This window comes from Polaromonas sp. P1_F4 (assembly GCF_056405675.1).
This window is the reverse complement of sequence record NZ_JBFUBP010000001.1, coordinates 432,831-448,769: the sequence shown is the minus strand read 5'-3', so window position 1 is coordinate 448,769 and position 15,939 is coordinate 432,831. Positions and strand designations below refer to the sequence as shown.

Sequence of the window (15,939 nt, the reverse complement as noted above, 5' to 3'; positions counted from 1 at the left end):
GGCTCCTTACTTCGCTGCTGCAGAAGCAGCGGAGGCAGCAGGCGCAGCAGCTTGCGCGCCGGAGGCGGCGGATGCCGGGGCAGAAGCCGCATCCGCCGGCTTCGTACCGGCCGGTTGCCACGGCACGGGCTTCACGGTTGCACCTGGCTGCAGTTTCTGGAACCCATCCACCATGACTTTTTCACCGGTCTTCAGGCCGTCGAGCACCACCCACTGGTTGCCCTTGGCGGAGCCGATCTTGATGGGACGCGGGCTGACTTTTCCATCGTCACCCACCACCATGACAGTGTCGCCCTGCGCAGTGCGCGTGACAGCTTGCTGGGGCAAGGTGATGGCGTTGCTGGCCTGCGCCTGCTCCAGGCGTACGCGTACATAGAGGCCGGGCAGCAACTGGCCGCCGGGATTGGGCACTTCAGCCCTCAGCGTGATCTGCCCCGTCGTGGCGTCGACCGTCAGGTCGGAAAACAGCAGTCGGCCGGGACGGGCATATTCGGTGCCGTCTTCGAGCACGATGCGCACGCTGGCTGCTTCGGCGCCGGTGGCGCGTTTGAACTGCCCGCTTTCCATGGCGGCACGCAGCTTCATGACTTCAGGCGCGGATTGTGTGAAGTTCACGTACATGGGGTTGATTTGCTGAACCACGGCCAGCTGGGTGGCCTCACCCTGGCCAACCAGCGCACCTTCGGTGACCAACGCGCGGCCAATGCGGCCCGAGATCGGGGCTGTCACTGCGGCATAGCCCAGGTTGATGCTGGCTGTCTGCACATTCGCCTTGCCCACGGCAACGTCGGCCTCCGCCTGCTTTTGTGCCGCGACAGCGTTGGCATATTCCTGCTTGCTGATGGCGTTGGCTTCTACCAGCGGCTTGTAACGCTCGGCCAATGCGGCGGCCTGCGCCAGGTTGGCCTCGGCGCGCGCCTGGCCCGCTTTCGCGCTGGCAGCGGCGGCGGCATACGGTGCAGGATCAATCGTGAACAGCGCCTGCCCTTCTTTCACGTCACTGCCTTCACGAAACAGCCGTTTTTGCAGGATACCGGCCGCGCGGGCCCTGACCTGTGCCACGCGTGAAGCCTCCAGGCGGCCCGGCAGCTCGGTCACCAGACCGACGTCACCCTGGGTAACTGTCACCACACCCACTTCCGCAGGAGGCGGTGCCCCGCCGGGAGCGCCGGCCCCCTTGCCGCATCCGGCCAGGAACAATGTGAGTGCAGCAACCAGGACGAGAGGCTGGTATGGCGCAAACGGGGAGAATAAAGGCGAATGGACAATGCGGGACTTGGGCATGCTGATCCTCAAAATTTGGGAAAAAAGCGGAAAACGGAATATGTGAGCGGCATTTGATGCAAGTCATCGTTTTGCCGAAAACAAAAAGAATAAGGGTTTTTACGAGTGATATAGTTTACATACATTTGTGAATGTATACGACAACCCGCTAAATTGACTTGCAGGAGACATGGATTGGCCCGTCGGACAAAAGAAGAAGCCATGGCGACCCGGCACAAGCTGCTGGATGCCGCTGAACATCTGTTTCAGGCGCAAGGTGTCTCACGCACAAGCCTGCAGGACATTGCACGCCGTGCAGGCGCCACACGCGGTGCGGTCTACTGGCATTTCAAGGACAAGGCAGACCTGTTCAACGCCATGATGGAACGGGTCACCCTGCCCATGGAGAACGCGTTCAACCAGGAAATTGACCCGCAGCAACATCCGGGCGAGGACTTCCTCAATCCGATGGACAGGATACGACGTTCCGCTGCCAACGCGCTGCGACAAATTGTGACTGACGCGCAAACGCGGCGGGTCTTTGAAGTGGCAACCCAGAAGGTCGAGTATGTGGAAGAACTCCAGGCGGTTCGCCTGCGTCACCTGGCAGTGCGCGGTGGTTTTTTATCCGGCATCCAGCAAAGCATGGAAACAGCTTCTGAACAAATGCGCCTCCAATTGCCAGTGCCGACTTCAGTGGCGGCGCAGGGGTTGCATGCGCTGATCGATGGGCTGATACAGAACTGGCTGCTGGATCCCGGGGTCTTTGACCTGCTGGAGGTTGGTCAACATGCGATTGACGTTTACCTGCGAGGACTCGGCTTTCCTGGCTCGCCAGCAGCCTCAGGCTCACCCAAACCGGCTTAGTGCAAATGCCGGGGCTTGCGGCCACCGCCGCCGTGGCCGGAGCCACCTTGGGGGCCGCCCAGGCCGCGCGGCGGTTTACCGAGTTGCATGGAGTTCACCAGTGCATCAAAGCGCTGCTCGAACAGCTTGTCGACGGCCGCAACGACCTCACCGAGCTCTGATCCGTCAAAGTGGCGCTCCATCAGGCCGATCATGTCCTGAACCAGGAGATCGCGCTGTACCTGCATGATCGCTGCCGGCGTGGGGCCCACAAAATACATCGCGAAGTCATCACGAGCCTCCTCTTCGTCGGCGCCTTCATCTTCGTCAAAGTCGGAGTCGTAGAAGGTCACTTCGATGGGAGCGCCCGCTTCAGCGAGGTCGTTCAGGCCCATGCACATTTCGTCAAGCGCCTGACGAAAATCTTCGTCGCCAGGGACTGTCCAGCACATTTGCAGCAAATGTTTTTGTGCATCAAACCGGATTCCCGGCTCTTCCTCATAAGCGCTGGCAGCACCGGCCGCCAGGGACTTGGAGCCGGTGTATTTCCACAGCGGCTTGAGGGCCTCCTGCAGCTGTTCAAAATTGACGTCCGCGCGCAATGGCACTTCGCCGTGGACGTGGATCTCAAAAGGTGTGTTGTAGCGGGACATGATGGAATTTATCTTACCCAGTTTTCAAAAGCGCGCCCGGCGCGTGGGTGAGCCGCCCAATCGTGGTGCCTGAGACCGGAATCGAACCGGTACGCCCGTTATTCACGAAGCGGCGGATTTTAAGTCCGCTGTGTCTACCTATTTCACCACTCAGGCTCAAACGCCGTAATCAAACGTCCGACAGCGTATTGTCAAACAAAAAAGCCCCATAACTGGGGCTGGTTGCAGGGAGCTGTGATGGAGGCGCGGGCCGGAGTCGAACCGACCTACTCGGATTTGCAATCCGGTACATAACCGCTTTGTTACCGCGCCGTATTCTGTCTGCCTGATAAAGCCCTACGGCTTTACCCAATAATCCAACGAAACCCCCAATGAAAAAGGACAGCATTTTTAAAGTGCTGCCCTTTGAATTGGAGCGGGAGAAGAGTCTCGAACTCTCGACCTCAACCTTGGCAAGGTTGCGCTCTACCAACTGAGCTACTCCCGCGATTACAGCCTCAAATTATAGCGTAGTTTTTTGGGCTTTTCCAAAAGCCGCAAAAAACTTTGCGAAAGGCCTCATTAATGCTTCACCGTACCGGCTGCCTCCGCAGGCGGAACCACAGCAGCCGGCGCAACAACAGCGGCTTCCTCGTCGGTCAGCGGAACAGGCTGGCGCTCGAGCGCAACCTGCAACACCTGGTCTATCCATTTCACCGGCACGATCTCCAGGCCGCTCTTGACGTTGTCTGGAATCTCCTGCAGGTCCTTGGCATTTTCCTCGGGGATCAGCACGGTCTTGATGCCGCCCCTCAAGGCAGCGAGCAGCTTTTCCTTGAGCCCGCCGATGGCCGTGACCTCGCCGCGCAGGGTGATCTCACCCGTCATGGCCACATCACCGCGCACAGGGATACCCGTCATCGCAGAAACAAAAGCGGTAGTCATCGCGGCGCCCGCGCTGGGACCGTCCTTGGGCGTTGCACCATCCGGTACGTGGATATGGATGTCACGCTTTTCGAACATCTCGTCCTTGATGCCGAGAACCTTGGAGCGGCTGCGCACCACTGTGCGTGCGGCCTCGACGGACTCCTTCATGACATCGCCCAGCGATCCCGTACGTGTGATCACGCCCTTGCCGGGCATCATGGCAGCCTCGATCGTCAGCAAGTCGCCACCGACTTCCGTCCACGCCAGCCCCACCACCTGGCCGACCTGGTTTTGTTGTTCGGCACGGCCATAGTTGAACTTGCGCACGCCCAGGAAATCGTTGAGATTATCGGGTGTCACGACGACCTTGGGCGTCATCTTCTTGAGCTGGATTCCCTTGACCACCTTGCGGCAGATCTTGGAGAGTTCGCGCTCAAGCGAGCGCACGCCGGCTTCACGTGTGTAGTAACGCACGATGTCACGCACAGCCTGCTCCTGCACTTCAAGCTCTTCTTCCTTCACGCCGTTGTTCTTGACCTGCTTGGGCAACAGATAGCGCATCGCGATGCTGGTCTTTTCGTCTTCGGTGTAACCGGACAGGCGAATCACCTCCATGCGGTCCAGCAAGGCCGGCGGAATATTCATCGAGTTCGAGGTGGCCACGAACATCACATCGCTCAGGTCGAAGTCCACCTCGACATAGTGGTCACCGAAGGTGTGATTCTGCTCAGGGTCAAGCACCTCCAGCAGCGCGCTGGAGGGGTCACCACGGAAGTCGGTGCCCAGCTTGTCAATCTCATCCAGCAGGAACAGCGGATTGCGCGTGCCGGCCTTGGTCAGGCTCTGCAGAACCTTGCCCGGCAAGGCGCCGATATAGGTGCGGCGATGGCCGCGAATTTCAGCCTCATCGCGCATGCCGCCCAAAGCCATACGCACGTACTTGCGGCCCGTGGCCTTGGCGATCGACTGGCCCAGGGAGGTTTTACCAACCCCCGGAGGCCCAACCAGGCACAGGATCGGAGCCTTGAGCTTGTCCACGCGCTGCTGCACCGCGAGATATTCGACGATGCGGTCTTTGACTTTTTCAAGACCGTAGTGGTCTTCGTTAAGAACGTTCTCGGCGTTGCCCAGGTCGTGCTTGATCTTGGTCTTTTTGCTCCACGGCAGGCCGGTCAACACATCGATATAGGTGCGCACCACGGTCGCCTCGGCGGACATGGGCGACATGAGCTTGAGTTTTTTGAGCTCGCTCTCGGCCTTTTTACGGGCTTCCTGCGGCATCTTGGCGGTCTTGATCTTTTTCTCGATCTCTTCGATGTCCGCCCCCTCTTCGCCTTCGCCTAGTTCCTTCTGGATGGCCTTGACCTGCTCGTTGAGGTAGAAATCGCGCTGGTTCTTTTCCATCTGACGCTTCACGCGCCCGCGGATTTTTTTGTCGACGTTGAGGATGTCGACCTCACGCTCAAGCTGTTCGTACAGGTTCTCCAGCCGGGCCTTGACATTGTCAAGATCCAGGATCACCTGCTTCGCATCCAGCTTGAGGGGAAGGTGCGCGGCGATCGTGTCGGCCAGGCGTCCCGCATCGTCGATGCTGGAAATCGAGGTCAGTATCTCGGGCGGAATTTTCTTGTTCAGTTTGACGTAGTGGTCAAACTGCTGCATCACGGCACGGCGCAATGCTTCGATCTCACTGGTCTTGTCACCGGCGATCACCACCACGGGCTCTACAGGCGTGACATTGGCCGTGAAATGTTGCTCGCCCTCTTCGATCTTGTTCACACTGGCGCGCTGCTGTCCTTCCACCAAAACCTTGACAGTACCGTCAGGCAATTTGAGCAGTTGCAGGATCGTGGCAACACAGCCCACCTGAAACATATCTTCCACCGAAGGCTCATCCTTGGCAGCGGCCTTCTGCGCCACCAGCATGATGCGGCGCTCGGCCTCCATGGCCGACTCCAGCGCCTTGATGCTCTTGGGGCGACCCACGAACAGCGGGATCACCATGTGCGGAAAGACCACCACATCCCGCAAAGGCAGGAGAGGAAGGTCAATGGGGGTGGAAGGCAATGAAGTTTGTCCGGACATATAAACCTTAAACGTTGGCCGTGGCAGCCAGTTGCATGGCCCGGCGAAACACAATCAACCCAGACATGGGGCGCAGGAGGCGCTTTTCAAGCATTCCGGCCAGCCTTTTGGGGTGTTCAGGCTTTCTTGGCCGCTTCACGGTACACAAGCAAGGGAGCTTTGTTTTCTTCGATTGTGGACTCGTCCACCACCACTTTATCCACATTGCTGGCATTCGGCAGGTCGAACATGGTGTCGATCAGCGACTGCTCCAGGATGGAACGCAAGCCGCGCGCACCGGTTTTACGGGCCAGCGCCCTGCGGGCAATTGCTTTGAGTGCGGAGGGCCGGATTTCCAGATCAACCCCTTCCATGGCCAGCAACTTGCTGAATTGCTTGACCACGGCATTTTTGGGTTCTGTCAAGATTTGCACGAGTGCGTCTTCTGTGAGCTCGGCCAGCGTCGCCACGACCGGCATCCGGCCGACCAGCTCAGGAATCAGCCCGAACTTGATCAGGTCTTCAGGCTCGACATCCTTGAAGGCTTCGGTCAGGCTGCGGGCCTTCTTGCTTTTGACGGCCGCGCCAAAACCGATCCCGGAAGCTTCGGTCCGGTTCTCGATGACCTTTTCCAGGCCCGAGAACGCACCGCCGCAGATAAACAGGATATTCGTGGTGTCCACCTGCAGAAAGTCCTGGTTGGGGTGCTTGCGGCCGCCCTGTGGCGGCACCGACGCCATCGTTCCTTCGATCAGCTTGAGCAGCGCCTGCTGCACACCCTCGCCGGACACGTCACGCGTGATGGAAGGGTTGTCGGACTTGCGCGAAATCTTGTCGATTTCGTCAATGTAGACAATCCCCTGCTGGGCACGTTCAACTTCGTAGTTGCAGCTCTGCAACAGCTTCTGGATGATGTTTTCGACGTCCTCGCCGACATAACCCGCTTCGGTCAGCGTTGTCGCATCGGCCATCACAAAGGGAACGTTGAGCGTACGCGCCAGCGTTTGGGCCAGCAAGGTCTTGCCGGAACCGGTGGGGCCGATCAGCAAAATATTGCTTTTGGTCAGCTCCACATCGTCTTTTTTGGCTTTTTCCTTGTGGCGCAGACGCTTGTAGTGGTTGTACACCGCCACTGCCAGTGTGCGCTTGGCCGGTTCCTGGCCAATCACATAGCCGTCCAGTGTTCCCTTGATCTCTGAAGGCGTGGGCAGGTCGGTGCGCGTCTCACGAACGTCGTCACCGGCAGGAAGTTCGTCGCGAATGATCTCGTTGCAAAGATCGATGCACTCGTCACAGATAAAAACCGAAGGGCCAGCGATCAGTTTTTTGACTTCGTGCTGACTTTTACCGCAGAAGGAGCAGTGCAAAGTCTTTTCGCTGGAGGAGCCTTTTTTCTCGGCCATTGGGGGGATGCCTTTAAGGAGCCTGGAGGGGAACTGTTACCTAATGATAACCAATAAAAAAACGGCGTTCCTGTTACAGAAAACGCCGTTGTTGCAGTGCAACTGAAGAGCTTTCGACGCTCAGGGCCGCTTGGAAATGACCTGGTCGACCAGCCCGTACTCTTTGGCATCTTCCGCAAACATGAAATAGTCACGCTCGGTGTCGCGCTCGATCTTTTCGATAGGCTGGCCGGTATTGGCCGCCAGGATGCGATTGAGCTGGTCCCGCGTCTTGAGAATGTCGCGGGCATGGATTTCAATGTCCGACGCCTGGCCTTGCGCACCACCGGATGGCTGGTGAATCATGACACGCGAGTTGGGCAGCGAAAAGCGCTTGCCTTTGGTGCCGGCCGACAGCAGGAAAGCACCCATGCTGGCCGCCATGCCCACGCACAGGGTGGAAACGTCGGGCTTGATGAATTGCATGGTGTCGTAAATCGCCATGCCGGCCGTCACGGAACCGCCGGGGGAGTTGATGTAGAAGGAAATGTCCTTGTCCGGGTTTTCGCTTTCCAGGAAGAGAAGCTGGGCCACCACCAGGTTGGCCGTCTGGTCATTGACCGGCCCCACCAGGAAAATCACGCGTTCCTTGAGCAGGCGCGAATAAATGTCGTAAGAGCGCTCGCCGCGGCCGGATTGCTCGATGACCATGGGCACCATGCCCAGGCCTTGTGCATCCTGCGCGCCGGCTTGCGGGGCCGTATAAGCGCCGCCGTAAATACTGTTTCGGACCATCATGTTTTCTCCAGAGATGTTTGTACTGTACCCAAAAACTCCCCCAGGGAGTTTCGGCGATGGCTGACAACAGATTCGCGAGCTGTTGTGCCGTAGCTCAAAGAAATTGGGGCCTGTGCCGCAAAGCACAAGCCCCAATGTCAGCAAAGGCGCTGAAGAATCAGTTCTGGCCCATCAGCTCGTCGAAGGAGATGGTTTTTTCGCTGACTTTGGCCTTGCCCAGCACGAAGTCGGTCACGTTGTTTTCAATCACAACAGCCTCGACTTCGGCCATGCGGCGGTTGTCGCTCAGGTACCAGCGCACCACGTCTTGCGGCTTCTCGTAGCTGGCGGCCAGCTCTTCGATGTGCGCCTTGAGCTGCTCGGGCTTGGCCTGCAGGTCGCTGCTGCGCACCAATTCAGCCACCACCAGGCCCAGGCGCACGCGCTTTTCGGCTTGGGGACGGAAGATTTCTTCGGGAATCGGCGCCTTGTCGGCGTCCTTGATGCCGCGCTGCTTCAAGTCAGCGCGGGCGCCTTCGATCATGCGGTCCAGCTCGGCCTGCACGCTGGACTTGGGCAGGTCGAGTTCGGCGTTGGCGACCAGCGCGTCCATCACTGCGTTCTTGTTACGGGCCAGCAGGCGGAACTTGACTTCGCGCTCGAGGTTTTTCTTGATGTCGGTGCGCAGGCCTTCGACCGTGGCGTCAGCGATGCCCAAGGACTTGGCCAGTGCTTCATTGACTTCGGGCAGGTGAGCTGCTTCGATCTTTTTGACCGTCACGAGGAAATCGGCCTGTTTTCCGGCCACATCTTTACCGTGGTAGTCGGCGGGGAAGTTCAGGGGGAAAGTCTTGCTTTCACCGCTTTTCATGCCGCGCACGGCGTCTTCGAATTCCTTGAGCATCTGCCCGTCGCCGATCAGGAACTGGTAGTCCTCGGCCTTGCCGCCTGCGAAAGGCTCGCCGTCGATCTTGCCTTCGAAGTCGATGGTGGCGCGGTCACCGTCTTGCGCCGGCGCATCGGCTGCGCGCTGGGCAAAGGTACGGCGCTGCTTGCGCAGAATATCCAGGGTCTTGTCGATGGCGGCGTCGCTGACTTCAGCGCTGACCTTTTCGACTTCGGCGCCCGACAGGTCGGCGATCTTGACTTCAGGGTAAACCTCAAACACCGCGTCAAACACCAGTTCGCCCTCAGGCGCACCTTCTTTTTCGCTGATGCGGGGCTGACCGGCAACGCGCAGCTTGGCTTCATTGGCGGCCACCGCAAAAGCTTCACCGACCTTGTCGTTCATGACTTCGTAGTGCACCGAATAGCCGTAACGCTGGGCCACCACGTTCATGGGGACTTTGCCCGGACGGAAGCCGTCCATCTTGACCGTACGGGCCAGCTTCTTCAGACGGGTGTCAACTTCCGACTGAATGGTGTTGACGGGCAGCGAGAGCGTCATTTTGCGCTCGAGCTTTTCAAGGGTTTCAACAGTCACGGCCATGATGGTTCCTAAGATCAAAAATAGTCAAAACAGGTTTTCACCTGGCATGTTGCGGGGTTTGCCGCAACGACTGAAAGCAAGGAGGGGCAACAGGGCCGCCCACAAGCCTCAGGGTGGTGCGCGGGGCGGGACTCGAACCCGCACATCCTTGCGGACGTCAGGACCTAAACCTGGTGCGTCTACCAATTTCGCCACCCGCGCGCCTGAAATAAAAACGGGAATCCGAAAAACCTCCGAATCCCCGCTTGAAATCGGTCAACTCTCTATTTTAGCCGTTATCGGGCCCGGTTTTTCGTCCGGAACCGACGGCTGGAGAGAATCAGGCCGGCTGTGGCTTTTCGCCCATGTGTGGCTTAACTTTCAGCTTATCTTCCCGTTTGACACGGAACCACGCTGCATACATGGCAGGCAGGGCCAGCAAGGTCAGCACCGTCGCCACCACCAGGCCGCCCATAATGGCAACCGCCATAGGCCCCCAGAACACGCTGCGCGACAGCGGGATCATGGCCAGCACCGCAGCGGCGGCAGTCAACACGATGGGCCGAAGCCTGCGCACGGCTGATTCGACAATCGCGTCCCAGGCCGGCACGCCACGCGCGCGGTCCTGTTCGATCTGGTCAATCAGGATCACGGAATTGCGCTGGATCATGCCCATCAGCGCAATCACACCCAGCAAAGCGACGAAACCAAACGGCCGCCCCAGCAGCAGCAACGCCGCGGCCACACCGGCAATGCCCAATGGACCCGTCACGAAGACCAGCATGGTCCGGCTGAAGCTTTGCAATTGAAGCATCAACAGGGTCAGTATCAGGAAGCCCGCGATGGGCAAGCCGGCAACGATCGACGACGAACCCTTGCTGCTTTCCTCCACCGCGCCAGCCACCTGGATACGGTAGCCCGCCATGCCCTTGTCCAGCCATTTGGCTTCCAGCGCCTTGAGTTTGGGCATCAACTCCTGCGTCACCGTGGCACCCTGCAGGCCTTCGACGATGTCACTTTGCACCGTGATGGCGTAGTCGCGGTTCTCGCGCCACATCACGCCCGGCTCCCAGGTGAACACCGGCTTGGCAATCTGCGTCAGCGGAATCGACTTGCCCGAAGCCGTGGGCAGGTAAGCGTTGCCGATGTCGGTGATCGCGTTGCGTTCGTCCAGCGGCTGGCGCAGCACGATGTCGATCAGCTTGTCACCTTCACGGAACTGGCCAACCGAGGTGCCCGCCAGGATGGTACGTGAAGCCTGAGCAATCGACTGGCTGGTCACGCCCAGCGCGCGCGCCTTGGCCTGGTCCACTTCCAGCCGCAGCACTTTCACCGACTCGTTCCAGTTGTCGTTCACACCGCGGGTGTTGCCGCTCTCGCGCATCACCGCCTTGACCTCGTCAGCGCGGTCACGCAGCACCAGCGGGTCAATGCCGACCACGCGGAACTGCACCGGGTAAGGCACGGGCGGGCCGTTCGGCAGCAGCTTGACCCGGCCGCGCACTTCGGGGAATTCGGTGGCCAGCAGGGCCGGCAGCTTGATGCGCAGCGACTCGCGCACCTTCAAGTCCTTGGGCAGCACAATCATTTGCGAGACGTTGGTTTGCGGAAAGACCTGGTCCAGCGGCAAATAAAAGCGTGGAACGCCCGAGCCCAGCCAGGTACTGACCGAGCTCACGCCCTCCTCTCGCATCAGGCGCTGCTCCACCCGCCTGGCGGTCGCCTCATTGGCGGCAAAGGAAGTGCCTTCAGGGAACCAGATATCGACCATGATCTCGGGCCGGCTCGAATCAGGGAAGAACTGCTGCTGTACCTTGCCCATGCCGACAATGCCCAGCGCAAAAATCAGCACCGTCGAGCCGATGGTGATCCAGCGGTGCTCCACGCACCAGTTCACCGTTTTGCGAAAGGTGTTGTAGAACGCGCTGTCGAACATCTCGTGCGGGCTGTCCTGGCCGGCGGCCACTTCCTGCACGTGCGGCGGCACCTTGAGCAGCAAGGTGCCCAGGTAAGGCACGAAATACACCGAGACAATCCAGCTGAGCACCAGCGCGATCACAGTCACCGCAAAAATCGCGAAGGTGTATTCACCAGTAGTGGACTTGGCCAGGCCGATGGGCAAAAAGCCCGCGGCGGTAATCAGGGTACCCGTCAGCATGGGCATGGCGGTGATCTCGTAGGCGAAGGTGGCGGCGCGCACCTTGTCATAGCCCTCCTCCATCTTGCGCACCATCATCTCCACGGCAATGATGGCGTCGTCCACCAGCAGGCCGAGCGCGATGATCAGCGAGCCCAGCGAAATCTTGTGCAGCCCGATACCGTAGTACCACATGGCCAGAAAGGTCAGGCTCAGCACCAGGGGGATGGTGATGCCCACCACCAGGCCGGGCCGCATGTCGATGTAATAGCGCTTCCACAACGGCAACTGGCCGGGGCCGTTGTGCGGGCGCTTGTGGAACCCCAGGCTGATGAAGCTGACCGCCAGCACAATCACCACGGCCTCGATCAGCACACGCACAAACTCATTCACCGAGGTAGCTACCGCCTTGGGCTGGTTCTGCACATTCACCAGCTTGATGCCGGCCGGCAGGGATTTCTCGATGCGGTCCGAGAGGGTCGTGAGCGACTTGCCCAGTGCGATGATGTCGCCGCCCTTGGCCATCGAAACGCCGAGCGCAATCACCTCTTTGCCCTGGTAATGCACCTTGACGGATGGCGGGTCCACATAGCCACGCTTGATCTCGGCGATGTCGCCCAGCTGCAGCTGGTTGCCGGAGCTGCCGCGAATCGGCATGATGCGCAATTGTTCAATCGCCTCGAACTGGCCCGCCACGCGCACCTGCACCACATCCAGCGGCGTCTGTACCGCACCAGCAGATTCCACCGCGTTTTGCTGGCCCAGTTGCGCCAGCACCTGGTTCAGGTCCAGCCCCAGTTGCGCCAGGCGTTTTTGCGAAATCTCAATGTAGACTTTTTCGTCCTGCACACCAAACAGCTCCACCTTGCTCACGTCCGGCACACGCAGCAGTTGCTGGCGCACATCGTCGGCAAAGGTCTTGAGTTCGGCGTAATTAAAACCGTCAGCTTCCAGCGCGTAGATCACGCCATACACATCGCCGAATTCGTCGTTGAAGAACGGGCCCTGGATGCCGCCCGGCAGCGTCCCGCGCATGTCGCCGATTTTCTTGCGCACCGAATACCAGACATTGGCGACATCACCGGGTTTGGACGAGTCCTTGATCTGAAAAATGATCTGCGATTCACCGGGCTTGGAGTAGCTGCGAATCCTGTCGGCATAAGGCGCCTCCTGCAGCGTGCGCTCCAGCTTGTCGGTCACCTGCTCGGCCACCTGCTGCGCCGTGGCGCCCGGCCAGTAGGTGCGCACCACCATGGCGCGAAAGGTAAAAGGCGGGTCTTCGTCCTGCCCGAGCTGGAAGTAGGCGGCAAAGCCCAGAATCATCAGCACCAGCAGGAGATAACGCGTGAGTGCAGGGTGGTCCAGCGCCCATTTGGAAAGGTTGAAACGGGTCGAGGGCGAAGCCAGTTCGCCGGCAGCACCGCTGCTGTCTGGGTGGGGTTGCGTCATGCCGTTCTCACTTCGCGGCAGAAGCAGCGGAAGCGGCAGCCGGTGCCGCCACAGGTGTCGCTACAGAATTGATAGCCGTTTGCGCCGGACTGGCGCCGGCTACAGCCACACTCGGCTGATAAATACTGACTTTCTGGCCCGGCGAGAGCACATGCACGCCGGCGCTGACCACCAGCATCCCGGGTTGCAGCCCGGAAGCCACCACCACGTCGTTGCCGTCTGCCGTGGCAACCTGAATGAGTTGCGGCTTGACGGTCATGGTGGCCTTGTCAACCACCCATACCGCCGTGGCCTTGCCTTCCTGGCGCAGCGCTGTTGTCGGCAGCTTGATGACCGGCGCACCCACCACGCTGCCGGCCTGCGGCACCACATACACCGTGGCGCCTAGCGGCGGCGGTTCTTTTGCGTCAACGGAAACCTTGACGGTGTAGGTCCGCGTAACGGGGTCGTTGCTGGCCGCCACTTCGCGCACTTTTCCGGTCAATTCAGCGGTCTGGGACCACACACGGATACTGACCGGCGAGCCAACCTTGATCGCCGCCACCTTGTCTTCGGGCACAGAGAACACCACATCACGCACACCATCCGCGGCAATCCGCACCACTGGCGCGCCGGCCGTCACGACCTGGCCCGGCTCGGCCTCGATGGCGGTGACAACCCCCGACACATCCGCGACCAGCGCCGCGTAGTTGGCCTGGTTGCCCTGCACAGCCAGCTGGGACTGGGCTTGCTCCAGTTGCGCCTGGGCCGCCTTCAGCGTGGTTTCGCGGCGCTCAAGCTCGGCACCGCTGATGAAATTCTGCTCTTTCAGCTCCCTGTAGCGCTTGAAATCAGCGGCAGCAAGGTCGCGGTTGGTGGCGGCGGCGGCGACCTGCGCACGGGCTGCATCGGCCGCGAGCTTGTAATCCTGAGGGTCCAGGTTGGCAAGCACTTGCCCGGCCTTGACGCGCTGGCCCAGTTCAGCCTGCCGCTTGATGATCTTCCCCGCAACCCGAAAGCCGAGTCTCGACTCCACCTGGGCGCGGACCTCGCCGGCATATTCGTGGCTCGATGAAAAGGCGTTGGTCCCGACAGTGATCACCTTGACGGCGCGGACCGGCTCTTCTGGCGGGGCGGGTTTGGAACAGGCTGCCAGCAGGACGGCGGCGCCCACCAGGGAGAAAACGGTTTTGTTCATGATCTGGTTCGGGGTGAAACCCGCATGGATAGCAGGGCAAATAAAGAGTCAGGGAACTGCTACTGACTGACCGGTTAGTAATCTAGGATAATTGCCGAGGCTTGTCAAGCGACAATCGCCCGCATGACCCAAGGCTCCCAATCGCCAGCCACCCTGACGCCGTCTCTGCAGGGTGTGGCGCACTATGAAAACTTCCCGGTAGCGTCGCTGCTGTGCCCGCCGCGTCTGCGCCCGCCCATCGCGGCGATCTACTGGTTTGCCCGCACGGCGGATGACATCGCCGATGAAGGCGATGCCCCACCGGCGGCACGCCTGGCCGACCTCGCCGCCTACCGCGCCGACCTGGTGGCGGCCTCCACAGGCCTGGCGCCCTCGCCTCGCTGGGCGCCGGTGTTTGCCCAGCTGACGCCCATGATGGCGGAATTCCAGTTGCCGGTAAACCTGCTGGCCGATTTACTCAGCGCTTTTGAGCAGGACGTCGTCAAACAGCGTTATGCCGATGAGGCCGAGCTGCTCCATTACTGCAACCGCTCGGCCAATCCCGTGGGCCGGCTGCTACTGCACCTGTACGGCATCCATGACGCCGCCTCGCTGCACATGAGCGACTGCATTTGCACCGCCCTGCAGCTCATCAACTTCTGGCAAGACCTCAGCGTGGACATTCCGCGCGGGCGTATTTACCTGCCGGCCGATGCCTGGACCCGCCACGGCGTTGACGAAGCGCAGCTGCTGGCGCTGGATGCCAACCCCTCTACTATCAATTTGATAGCTGCTTGCGCACGCTCTGCAAGGGCTACGATGCTAAAAGGCTTGCCACTCACAAAAAAAATACCGGGCCGCGGCGGCTGGGAGCTGCGCCTGGTGGTGCAAGGCGGGCTACGCATCCTTGAGAAGATCGAGTCCCAAGGATTCAATACCCTGCAGCGGCGCCCCAAGCTGGGCCCCCGGGATGTGCTGGTGATGGGCTGGCGTGCGCTGTTCATGTAGCCAACCAGCCGGATCGCACCAGGGACGGACAGATCAATCAACACACCAACAGGAAGCCACATGGCAATGCCACAGGCAAAACTGCCGCCTTCGGGCCTCCATCGCGCGCTGGTGTGGGGCCTCTTCCTCTTTTGCATCAGCTTCGCGCTGATCGGCGGCGTCATCGCAGAGCAGGCCCTGGCCGCTCTCAATTGCCAATTCCATGCAGACCCGCGAGCCGGAACGTGTTCCTTCTTCCAGAACGCGTTGGCCTCAAGGCTCACACCTTTTCTGTCTGCGCAGACTCCGCTGGATTACCCCTTTATCCTGTTGCGCAACTTCTGGTGGCTCATCCTGGCCTGGTTGGCCGTGATCGGCTGGAGCCGCCATGCGTACCAAAACCCCCGCAAGGCCATCACCGCCCGGCATGCACCTGCCGCCACGGCAATGTCACCGCAACGAAGGTTGCACCAGTTTTTGCAAGTCAGCTTCTGGATTTTGCTGCTGGGGTTGATCGCGTTTTGCATCGCCTTCGGCACGCCCTTCCTGAGCACGTATGTATCGCGCGAAATACTGCAGGCCCTCGGATGCAACCCCGGCAGCTTTGATCCCCTGGTATCGGCCTGCATGTCCAGCCCCGGTTTCTGGACACCCCGGCTGCAGCCGTTCCTGCTGCCCTTGCTGGGTCAATTAGGCTCCCCGTTCTGGCTCTTCTGGCAATTCGGCGATGTGTTGATCGTCTGGGTCGTCCTGATTGCCGTGGTGCTTGCGCTGAAGCTTTACTTCGCCGAACGCACTGCCCCCAAGGCATCCTGATACCAATCCGGCCAACAAGTCCCATGTGACAATTA

The 15,939-nt window shown here is 60.1% G+C and carries 11 protein-coding genes and 4 tRNA genes; 3 read left to right on the top strand and 12 right to left on the bottom strand.

What is annotated here, in order from left to right; translation table 11 throughout:
• Positions 1–6 precede the first annotated feature (6 nt).
• On the bottom strand, positions 7–1,284 hold the full coding sequence (locus tag AC1DYQ_RS02205; protein ID WP_477685380.1) for an efflux RND transporter periplasmic adaptor subunit: 1,278 nt from the start codon (positions 1,282–1,284) through the stop codon (positions 7–9).
• A 174-nt stretch (positions 1,285–1,458) separates the two neighbouring features.
• Here AC1DYQ_RS02205 and AC1DYQ_RS02200 point away from each other — a divergent pair, with 174 nt between their 5' ends.
• Positions 1,459–2,130: a TetR family transcriptional regulator gene (locus tag AC1DYQ_RS02200; protein WP_477685379.1), complete on the top strand. Its 672-nt coding sequence runs from the start codon at positions 1,459–1,461 to the stop codon at positions 2,128–2,130.
• Here AC1DYQ_RS02200 and AC1DYQ_RS02195 read toward each other — a convergent pair.
• The 11 genes from AC1DYQ_RS02195 to AC1DYQ_RS02145 all read right to left on the bottom strand — a co-directional run bounded on the left by AC1DYQ_RS02195 (position 2,127) and on the right by AC1DYQ_RS02145 (position 14,122).
• Positions 2,127–2,762: a DUF6806 family protein gene (locus AC1DYQ_RS02195; protein WP_457280301.1), complete on the bottom strand. Its 636-nt coding sequence runs from the start codon at positions 2,760–2,762 to the stop codon at positions 2,127–2,129. The genes AC1DYQ_RS02200 and AC1DYQ_RS02195 overlap by 4 nt on opposite strands.
• A 63-nt stretch (positions 2,763–2,825) precedes the next feature.
• Positions 2,826–2,918 (bottom strand) — tRNA-Leu (locus AC1DYQ_RS02190).
• An 82-nt stretch (positions 2,919–3,000) separates the two neighbouring features.
• Positions 3,001–3,074 (bottom strand) — tRNA-Cys (locus AC1DYQ_RS02185).
• Positions 3,075–3,173: 99 nt separating this feature from the next.
• A tRNA-Gly gene (locus tag AC1DYQ_RS02180) sits at positions 3,174–3,249 on the bottom strand.
• Positions 3,250–3,323: 74 nt separating this feature from the next.
• Positions 3,324–5,753: an endopeptidase La gene (lon, locus tag AC1DYQ_RS02175; protein ID WP_477665737.1), complete on the bottom strand. Its 2,430-nt coding sequence runs from the start codon at positions 5,751–5,753 to the stop codon at positions 3,324–3,326.
• Between the two features lie 116 nt (positions 5,754–5,869).
• Entirely contained in the window at positions 5,870–7,135 is a 1,266-nt protein-coding gene (gene clpX, locus AC1DYQ_RS02170; protein WP_457280299.1) for an ATP-dependent Clp protease ATP-binding subunit ClpX, read from the bottom strand.
• A 120-nt stretch (positions 7,136–7,255) separates the two neighbouring features.
• Positions 7,256–7,912, bottom strand: a complete 657-nt coding sequence (clpP, locus tag AC1DYQ_RS02165; RefSeq protein WP_477669029.1) for an ATP-dependent Clp endopeptidase proteolytic subunit ClpP — start codon at positions 7,910–7,912, stop codon at positions 7,256–7,258.
• A 157-nt stretch (positions 7,913–8,069) separates the two neighbouring features.
• Positions 8,070–9,380 (bottom strand): trigger factor, encoded by a 1,311-nt coding sequence (tig, locus tag AC1DYQ_RS02160; RefSeq protein ID WP_477685378.1) that lies wholly within the window; start codon positions 9,378–9,380, stop codon positions 8,070–8,072.
• A 114-nt stretch (positions 9,381–9,494) separates the two neighbouring features.
• Positions 9,495–9,581, bottom strand: a tRNA-Leu gene (locus AC1DYQ_RS02155).
• A 118-nt stretch (positions 9,582–9,699) separates the two neighbouring features.
• Positions 9,700–12,945, bottom strand: a complete 3,246-nt coding sequence (locus tag AC1DYQ_RS02150) for an efflux RND transporter permease subunit (RefSeq protein ID WP_477685377.1) — start codon at positions 12,943–12,945, stop codon at positions 9,700–9,702.
• A gap of 7 nt (positions 12,946–12,952) precedes the next feature.
• Complete coding sequence (locus tag AC1DYQ_RS02145; protein ID WP_477647656.1) at positions 12,953–14,122, bottom strand: efflux RND transporter periplasmic adaptor subunit; 1,170 nt, start codon at positions 14,120–14,122, stop codon at positions 12,953–12,955.
• 123 nt (positions 14,123–14,245) lie between these two features.
• On the opposite strand from AC1DYQ_RS02145, the gene hpnC reads away from it, so the two are divergent.
• Positions 14,246–15,109, top strand: a complete 864-nt coding sequence (gene hpnC / locus AC1DYQ_RS02140) for a squalene synthase HpnC (protein ID WP_477685376.1) — start codon at positions 14,246–14,248, stop codon at positions 15,107–15,109.
• Between the two features lie 60 nt (positions 15,110–15,169).
• Positions 15,170–15,904, top strand: a complete 735-nt coding sequence (locus AC1DYQ_RS02135; protein WP_477685375.1) for a hypothetical protein — start codon at positions 15,170–15,172, stop codon at positions 15,902–15,904.
• Positions 15,905–15,939: the final 35 nt, after the last annotated feature.